This is a genomic window from Actinophytocola xanthii (genome assembly GCF_001921205.1).
Classification (GTDB): Bacteria; Actinomycetota; Actinomycetes; order Mycobacteriales; family Pseudonocardiaceae; genus Actinophytocola; species Actinophytocola xanthii.
The window spans coordinates 116,692-124,207 of sequence record NZ_MSIE01000040.1 but is presented as its reverse complement, the minus strand read 5'-3'; the positions used below and the strand labels follow the sequence as shown (position 1 = coordinate 124,207).

The following is a 7,516-nucleotide window of genomic DNA, read 5'->3' as shown; positions in this document are numbered from 1 at the left end:
CGCCCCCGGCACCACCCCGGCTCGTCGGTGCCGCCGGCCGCGGCCCTCGTGACCGCCCGCTGCCCGGCCGCGCGGTGGACCGGGTCGGGACCGAACGTGGACAGCGCCCACCCGACCCCCGCCAGGCCGTCGCCGAAGCCCGCCCCGTCGTCGGCGACCGGTTCCAGCGCCCGGTCGACCCGGCCGGTGAGCTCGGTGGCGCACCGGTCGGCGCCGGCGGTGATGTCCAGGTCCAGCTCGGCGCCCACCGCGCTCAGCGCGGCGAGGCAGCCCGCCAGCCCACCCGCCCAGCCGGCCTCCGCGGCCGGGGTCGCCGCCGAGACGGCCAGCGGAACCGCGGCCGCGGCGGCCTCCCGCAGGCCCTGGTCGTCGAGCAGGGAACCCAGCCGGGCCAGGCCGAAGGCGATGCCGCCCAGGCCGTGCAGCCCGCCGCAGCCGATCGCGGTCACCAGGTCCGGGCGGGTGGCGAGCAGGTGCACCAGCGCGGGGGTGTCGCCGACGGCGCGGTGTGCCTGGTCGGCGTAGCGGCCGATGCCGGTGAGCGCGGCGAGCTGGGCCAGGAACACGGCGACCCCGAGGTACCCGCTGCCCAGGCTCGCCCCCAGCGGCAGGACCAGCCACTGCCGCCGCTCGACCACCTCCAGGCCCAGCCAGTTCACCCGCCCGTCGGCCGCCAGCCCGCCCGCGACGAGCCGGTCGGCCACCGCGCACGCCGCGGCCAGCAGCTCGTCGGGATGCGCCGCCGCGCCCTCGGCGGCGACCGGTGCGGCGACCGGATGAGCGCCGGCGCGGCGGCGGGTGGCCAGGGTCGCCGAGACGACCCACTCCTGGTCGCGCCGGTCGACCTCACCCAGGCCGGCCAGCGTCTCCCGCGCCGCGGCCAGACCCGTCCTCGGCAGCGGGACCGGCAGCGGCGCGCCTTCCGCGGTGCGCAGCCGGCCGTCGCCGACCCCCGCGGTGAACAGCGGAACGTCGCCTGCCCACAGCGCGGCCACCTCGTGTGCCAGCAGCTGTGCCACCAGCGGCTCGCCGGTACGGCCCTGGTGGAGCACGGCCAGGGCCCGGTCGCGGTCGAGCGCGTCCGCCAGCACGTCGGGGTGGGTCGTCTCGTCCAGCAGCGTTCCGTACACCCAGGTCGGTCGGGTGACCACGCGCACCCGCAGGTCCGCGTGCTCCGCCGCCAGCTCGGCGAGCTCCCCGCGGTGCGCCGCGATGGTGTCGTAGGCCTGCCGGAACCCCGCGAGCAGCGCCTGCTCGTGGTTGGCGGGGTCGACCTCGCGGCCGTCCAGCCGAGGCCGGTTCGCCGCGCCCGCCATGCGTGCGGTGCGGCGGGTCAGCCGCATCCGGTCGGTGCCCGGGTCGAGCCAGTCCACGACCGAGGAGGGCGAGTGGCCCGGGTCGCCGCCGAGGCCGGACAGGTCGGCCATGCCCTGCTCGCCGACGGTCACCAGCGGCAGCAGCGCGGTGCGGTGCACCGAGGCGGCCAGCGCGTCGGCGGCCGGGTCCCCCGGGCCGGCGGGCGAGAGGTCCGGCTGGAACAGCGTCTCCACGTCGACCAGCACCGGCTGGTCGCCGTGCGCGATGAGGTTCTCGTAGTGCACGTCGGTCGCCCGCAGGCCGTGCAGCAGCGCGAGCAGGGCACCCTGGCGCCGGTAGAACCGGTCGGCTCCGGCGCGGTCGGTCAGCGGCCGGGCCGGGACGTGCTCCGACCAGCCGTAGCCGGGGCGGGCGAGCAGCGCGGGCGAGCGCGGGAACAGGCCGGGCGCGAGGCCCTCCAGCCGGTCCAGGAAGCGGGTGAAGCACACCTGGGGCGCGAGGTCGCGGGGCTTGTAGACGACGAGGGCACCGCCGGCGAACTCGAGCAGCGTCACCGAGCGGCCGCCGGCGTGCCGGTCGCCGCGTGCCCCGTGCAGGGCGACCAGGGCGCCGGGGTCGGTGCCGCCGAGCAGCGTCCGCACCAGCTCCGCGCGGTCCTCGCCGAACCGGGCCAGCAGCTCGAGCGTCGCCGCGACCGTGCCGCTCGTGGCCTGGGCGAGCAGCCTGGCCAGCACCGGGTACCGGCCGAGCACCTCGCCGAGACCGGGTGGCGTGGTCAGCTGCCGGACGAAGTCGTCGAAGCGGGCCCGCCCGTCGTCGCCGTCCAGCCGGTCCTCGGCGCGCCAGCGGTGCAGCTCGGTGACCAGCGTGCGGACGGCGATGTCGACCAGCCAGGAGCCCAGGGCGGCACCGACACCCTCGGCCACCCGGTCCAGGTCGACGTGCTCGCTGCCTGGCGTCCCGGCCCGGATCGCGGTCGCCGCCTCGGCCACGAAGGGGTCCAGCACCCGGGCGAAGGCGAAGCGCCAGTCCACCCGCCGCGGCTCCGGCGGATGGGTCTCGAGCGGTCGGGCGGCGCGGACCGCGCGCTCGGCGAGCGCGGCCCAGGCCGGGCGGGGAAGCCGCCGGGCGAGGTCGGCCGGCGACCCGCCGGACGCCGTGTCCGCCACGCCGAGGTCGCTCAGGCGTGCGGCGAACGCGGGGTCCCTGGAGTTGCCGGCCGGGTCACCGACCGACCCCCGGCCGTCCACCGCGCCAGGGACGGCCGGATCGCCCCGCTCGTGCAGGGCGACGCCCGGGGCCCACCACGCGGGGTCCGCCAGGCCCGCCCCCGCCGTCCCCGTGACGGCCGCGGTCCGCGTGGCTGGGCTCACCACCGGCACGGTGCCAGACCGGCGCGACGGCGGTCATGGGTACTGGGCACCCACATTTGCGATCGACCATGCCGCGGCGCCGGGGGCGCGCGGGTGTCGTGCCTGGTCGGCGTCGGATGCGTGCTGGTCGCCGTCCTGGCGGAAATGTGGGGGACACGACCGGATGCGCGGGCGCGGGAGCGCGCGCCACGCTGGGCCGCCGGAGCGGAGAGCGGAGGCGGGCGATGGTGCGGGCGGAGGTTGTCGCGCTGGACCCGGTGCTGGGAACCCCCGTGGCCGAGGCGCTGCGCGCGTGTCCGGAGGTCGAGCCGACCTCGCCGGAGGAGCCCGCCCAGGTGGCGGTGGTCGTGGTCGACCGGATGGGCGACGGTGCGCTGGGGCTCGTCACCGCCACGCTGGGGGCGCGGCACCGGCCGCGGGTCGTGCTGGTGGCCCCGGAGCTGTCGCCGGCCGAGGCCCGGCGGGCGGTCGCGGCGGGGGTCAGCGGGCTGCTGCGCACGGGCGAGGCGAGCGCGGCGCGGCTGGGCGGGGCCGTGCTGGCCGCGGCCGGGGGCGACTGCGCGATGTCGGCGGGGATGCTCGAGGAGCTGGTGGGGTGGGGGGTTGGCCTCCGGCCCCCGGTTTCCAGCGTACGGGAGGGGGCCGACGGTTCCGCCGGGCCGCGGGGGAGCGTGTTGACCGAGCGGGAGCGTGCGGTGCTGCGGCTGGTGGCCGAGGGGCACGAGACCGGCGAGATCGCCAGGCGCCTCTGCTACTCGACCCGCACGGTGACCGGCGTCGTGCACGGCATCACCCGTCGTTTCCGCCTGCGCAACCGGGCCCACGCCGTCGCCTTCACGCTCCGGGAGGGCCTCCTGTGACCCACCTGGAGGAGGCCGTCCACTCGGTGTTCGTGGCCGCTCGTGCGGCTGGGGTGGGGGACGTGGTGGCGGGGCGGCTGGCGGAAGCCGGGTTGCCGCTGGTTGGGCGGCCCGGGGCCGGGGTGGTGGTCGTCGCGGTGGGCAGGACGGTGGGGGAGGCGCTGGCAGCGCGCCCGTTCACCTGCCGGTGCGGGAGGTGTCGGCTGGTGGTGGTCGCCGACAGCGTCGAGGCCGGTGAGGTGCTGCGCGCGGTGCGGGCGGGTGCGCTCGCCCTGCTCGAGTCGACCGCGGACCCGGCCCGGCTGGCGGCCGCGGTCCGGGCGGCCGCCCGGGGGGAGGGCCGGCTGCCGCACGCGGTGTTGCTCGCGCTGCTGGACCGTCCCGCCCCGCCGCCGCCGGCGGTGCTCTCGCCGTTGACCGCGCGGCAGACCGCCGTCCTCGAGCTGGTCGCGGAGGGGCACGGGAACGCCGCGATCGCCCGGGCGCTGTCGTGCTCGGCGCACACCGTCAAGAACGTCATCTACGACCTGATGGCCCGGTTGCAGGTCCGCAACCGGTCACACGCGGTGGCGCGCGCGGTCCGCGCCGGGCTCATCTGACCGTCTCCGCCGCCGCGACCACCCGTCGGCCGGTGTACGGCTCCCGGCCGTGCGCCACGAGCATGTTGTCGACCAGCAGCACGTCGTTGCGCCGGGGCACGAAGCGGCGCGACGCCGCGCGGTAGCCGTCCCGGAGGTGGGCGAGCACGTCGCCGGGCACCGGTTCGCCGTCACCGAAGTACGGGCTGGTGAGCACGCCGTTGAACCAGACGGCCTCCCCGGTCTCCGGGTGGAGGTGGACCGCGCGGTGCCGCCGCCCGGCGCCGAGCCACCCGCGCCGGGCGAACTCCTCGCGCACGTCCGGGTCGATCGAGCGCAGGACCCGGCGGGTGTCGACCAGGGTCGTCGCCCCACCGGCCTCCGGGGCGTGCACGTAGTGCAGGAGCAGGGTCGCCGGCCAGGTGTCGGCCTCGGCGCCGACGTGGTGGGGGAGGACCTCGACGTAGCGGGGCTGCGGGTCGGGAACCTGCCCCCGGACGACGGTGCCCGCGGCCGACCCGGACAGCGCCCGCACCACCCTCGCCAGGTCCACCTCGAACCCGCGCAGCACCACTGCACCGCACTCGTGCAGCCGCTGGCGCACCGTCCACCCGGCGACGGCGAGGTAGGCCGCGGCGGCGGTACCGGCGGTCGCCGCGGGCAGCACGCGCGGTAGCGCCGGGTCGCGCTCCGGCGGTGCCAGCGGGGCGGACGGGGACGAGCTCACCCGTCCAGCCTGTCGCGCCGCCGGCCCGGGCGGGAGAGAACTTCGAGCAGTCGTTCGGGCAGCCGGCCCACCGCGGCCGCGGGCGTCCGCCGACCGCACTCGCCGGCCGAACTGGCACTACAGTCGTCGAGTGACCTCTGTTGTCAGACACATCACCTTCGACACCGCGCCCCCGCACGAACCGTACGACCTCTGCGAGTTCTGGGGCAGGGTGCTCGGCCTGCCGGTCCACCCGGCGGACGCGCCCGGTGACGACGAGGTGGCGCTGGACGCCCCGGAGGGTCACCCCACACTGCTGTTCGTCCGCGTCCCCGACGGCAAGACGGTGAAGAACCGCGTCCACCTCGACCTCGAACCCAGCCAACGCCGCGACGACGAGGTAGCCAGGGTCCTCGAACTCGGCGCGACGATCGTCGACGACCGCCGCACCTCCGGCAGCCGTGGCTGGGTGGTCTTCGCCGACCCGGCGGGCAACGAGTTCTGCCTGGAGACCAGCGCCGCGGAGCGAACCGCGTCCAGCGCCCGGTAGTCGCTGTGTTTGATGGTCGCTCCCGCGACTGCGCTCGGACACCGTCTTCCCTCGTCGCGTCCTCGCTGTGTTTGATGGTCGCTCCCGCGACTGCGCTTAGACACCGTCTTCCCTCGTCGCGTCCTCGGCGCTGGCGCGCCTGCGGGCGCTCCTCAGTCCAGACGGTGTCCGCTCCGTCGCTCCCGCTCCTGGCGCTCCCGCTCCTGTAACCAGCGGGCGAAGGCGTCCAGGTCGGCTCGGAACGACTCACCGGCGCGGCGCGGGTTCTCCCGGGCCCACGTGTCGAACAGGGGGCGGAAGCGGTCCCCCAGGGTCGCGGCCAGGTCGGGGCGTAGGCGGGCGGCGACGCCGCGGCGCTTGGCCAGGAGTGCCGCCGCCTCCGCCCGGACGCGGTCGGGGTCGAAGCCGGCGGGGACCGGGCCGTCGGCCAGCAGTGCTCGGACCAGCTCCGCCTGTCGGGCGGCGAGGTCGGTCATCGGGAAACGACGGCGCGGATCGCCGCCAGCTCGGCGGCCAGCTCGGCGTCGGGTGGGTAGGCGTCGTCGCGTTCCAGGAGGACGCCGGGCGGGGACACGCGGGAGCAGAGCTCGCCGAGCACCTCCAGCACCTCCGGGGGCACCGCGTGGGCGTGCGTGTCGTGGTAGAGGTCGCCGTGGCGGACGCCGCCGGCGACGTGCACGTAGGCCAGGCGTTCCAGGGGTAGCTCGTCGAGGAACCGGCCCGGCTCGGTGCCGAGGTTCGTCGCGTTGGCGTGGAGGTTCGCCACATCCACCAGCAGCCAGCAGTCGGTGCGCTCGACCAGCTCGGCGAGGAACCGCCCCTCCGACAGCTCCCCGTCCGGCCACTCCAGCAGCGCGGCGATGTTCTCCAGCGCCAGCGGCACCGGCAGGTCCTGTTGGGCCGCCCGCACGTTGCGCACCAACACGTCCAGCGCCTCGCGGGTGCGCGGCAGCGGGAGCAGGTGCCCGGAGTCCAGCCCGCCGGCCCCGGTGAACGCCACATGCTCGCTCACCAGGGGCGCGTCCACCGCCTCGGCCACCGCCGCCAGGTGTGCCACCCGCCGCGGGTCCACCGGTTCCGCCCCGCCGAGCGAGAGCGAGACCGCGTGCGCCACAACGGGAACGCCCCGGCCGCGCAGCACCCGCAGCGACTCCGGCAGCGGGTCCGGCGACACGTTCTCGGCGAGCACCTCGACGAAGTCCACACCGGGCAGGCGCTCCACGGTCAGGTCGATCTCGGACCGCCAGCCGATCCCCACCCCGAGGGTCGGAAGTCCCATCAGCTGCCCCCACCCCCGCTACCGCACCCGGCGGCGTGCGCGCCGCAGGACGCGCCCGTGCCGCAGGCCCCGGTCCCGTAGGTGGAGCGTGCGGCGGGAGCGCGGCCCACCGGCGGCGCGAGCAGCCGGCGGATCTCCGGGTCCGACACCGCGGAAAGCCCGCGCAGCGCGACCCGCACGAACTCACCCTCGTCGTCCACCGAGTCGAGGACGCGCTCGCCGGCCGCGGTGAGCCGCAGCAGGGGCCTTCTCATCAGGGCGACGGCCGCCACGACGCTGCCGACGAGCAGCAGGGGCAGGAAGCTGACCGCGGCGCCCTCGGTGATGTCGACGTTCCACCGCACCGCGCCCACCGCCACCACCGCCCAGAGCCCCAGCGGGGCAAGCCATCGGGCCCGCTTGGCCGCGGCGGGAGACGTCAGCAGCCCGCTCGCGGTCAGCCGGTCACTGGTCTCCCGGATGGCGTCGCTCGCGACGCAGGCGCGGACCACGGCCTGGGCGTTCGTCCCCCCGCCGCCGACGTGGCGCAGCACCAGACTCTCCAGCGGGTGGGACGGGTCCTCGTCCGTGGTGGCGCTGAGCCGGCCGGCGCGGTTCACCCGCAGCCTGCCCGTACGCACGAGCTCGGCGACGGCCGTGCGGACCATCCGGTCCGGGCCACCGGCGAGGAAAGCCAGATCGAACTCGTCGACTCGCGGCGGCGCATCCGGCTTCGGCGGCCGTCGCGCCGCCCACCGGGCGGCGAGCACCACCGCCACACCCAGTGCGACACCGACGGCGTAGAGCACGAGGAACGCCGAGCCCGAGATCTCCCACAGCTCGCCCATTCGAGCCTCCTCCCCGAGATCTCCAT

Annotated in this window: 8 protein-coding genes; 3 read left to right on the top strand and 5 right to left on the bottom strand. The window is 76.8% G+C overall.

Annotation, left to right across the window (positions count from 1 at the left end; translation table 11 throughout):
• The coding region (locus tag BU204_RS21800) for a type 2 lanthipeptide synthetase LanM family protein (protein ID WP_198942945.1) at window positions 1–2,690 on the bottom strand (2,690 nt) is incomplete at its 3' end.
• 224 nt (window positions 2,691–2,914) lie between these two features.
• On the opposite strand from BU204_RS21800, the gene BU204_RS39260 reads away from it, so the two are divergent.
• Together BU204_RS39260 and BU204_RS39255 are read left to right on the top strand one after the other, a co-directional pair.
• A complete protein-coding gene (locus BU204_RS39260; RefSeq protein WP_075127567.1) occupies window positions 2,915–3,550 on the top strand; it encodes a helix-turn-helix transcriptional regulator in 636 nt (211 codons plus the stop codon).
• Window positions 3,547–4,149 (top strand): response regulator transcription factor, encoded by a 603-nt coding sequence (locus tag BU204_RS39255; protein WP_143229640.1) that lies wholly within the window; start codon window positions 3,547–3,549, stop codon window positions 4,147–4,149. Before BU204_RS39260 ends, BU204_RS39255 begins: the two co-directional genes overlap by 4 nt.
• Here BU204_RS39255 and BU204_RS21785 read toward each other — a convergent pair.
• Window positions 4,142–4,855: a TauD/TfdA family dioxygenase gene (locus BU204_RS21785; protein ID WP_075127566.1), complete on the bottom strand. Its 714-nt coding sequence runs from the start codon at window positions 4,853–4,855 to the stop codon at window positions 4,142–4,144. The genes BU204_RS39255 and BU204_RS21785 overlap by 8 nt on opposite strands.
• 130 nt (window positions 4,856–4,985) lie before the next feature.
• Between BU204_RS21785 and BU204_RS21780 the strand changes: the two genes are divergently transcribed.
• Complete coding sequence (locus BU204_RS21780) at window positions 4,986–5,384, top strand: VOC family protein (RefSeq protein WP_075127565.1); 399 nt, start codon at window positions 4,986–4,988, stop codon at window positions 5,382–5,384.
• A gap of 152 nt (window positions 5,385–5,536) precedes the next feature.
• On the opposite strand, the gene BU204_RS21775 is transcribed toward BU204_RS21780, so the two are convergent.
• From BU204_RS21775 to BU204_RS21765, 3 genes are read right to left on the bottom strand one after another with little or no spacing between them, the layout of a single operon-like run.
• Window positions 5,537–5,860 (bottom strand): hypothetical protein, encoded by a 324-nt coding sequence (locus BU204_RS21775; RefSeq protein WP_075127564.1) that lies wholly within the window; start codon window positions 5,858–5,860, stop codon window positions 5,537–5,539.
• Window positions 5,857–6,663 carry a DUF692 domain-containing protein gene (locus tag BU204_RS21770; protein ID WP_075127563.1) on the bottom strand — a complete coding sequence of 269 codons (807 nt, stop codon included), beginning with the start codon at window positions 6,661–6,663 and terminating at the stop codon, window positions 5,857–5,859. Before BU204_RS21770 ends, BU204_RS21775 begins: the two co-directional genes overlap by 4 nt.
• Window positions 6,663–7,490, bottom strand: a complete 828-nt coding sequence (locus BU204_RS21765) for a TIGR04222 domain-containing membrane protein (RefSeq protein WP_075127562.1) — start codon at window positions 7,488–7,490, stop codon at window positions 6,663–6,665. The genes BU204_RS21770 and BU204_RS21765 overlap by 1 nt, the downstream gene beginning before the upstream one ends.
• Window positions 7,491–7,516: the final 26 nt, after the last annotated feature.

Excerpts from the sequence above, each read along its gene's own strand:
- BU204_RS39260 (WP_075127567.1), top strand. The coding sequence starts at position 2,915 with ATGGTGCGGGCGGAGGTTGTCGCGCTGGACCCGGTGCTGGGAACCCCC.
- BU204_RS21775 (WP_075127564.1), bottom strand. The coding sequence starts at position 5,860 with ATGACCGACCTCGCCGCCCGACAGGCGGAGCTGGTCCGAGCACTGCTG.
- BU204_RS21770 (WP_075127563.1), bottom strand. The coding sequence starts at position 6,663 with ATGGGACTTCCGACCCTCGGGGTGGGGATCGGCTGGCGGTCCGAGATC.
- BU204_RS21765 (WP_075127562.1), bottom strand. The coding sequence starts at position 7,490 with ATGGGCGAGCTGTGGGAGATCTCGGGCTCGGCGTTCCTCGTGCTCTAC.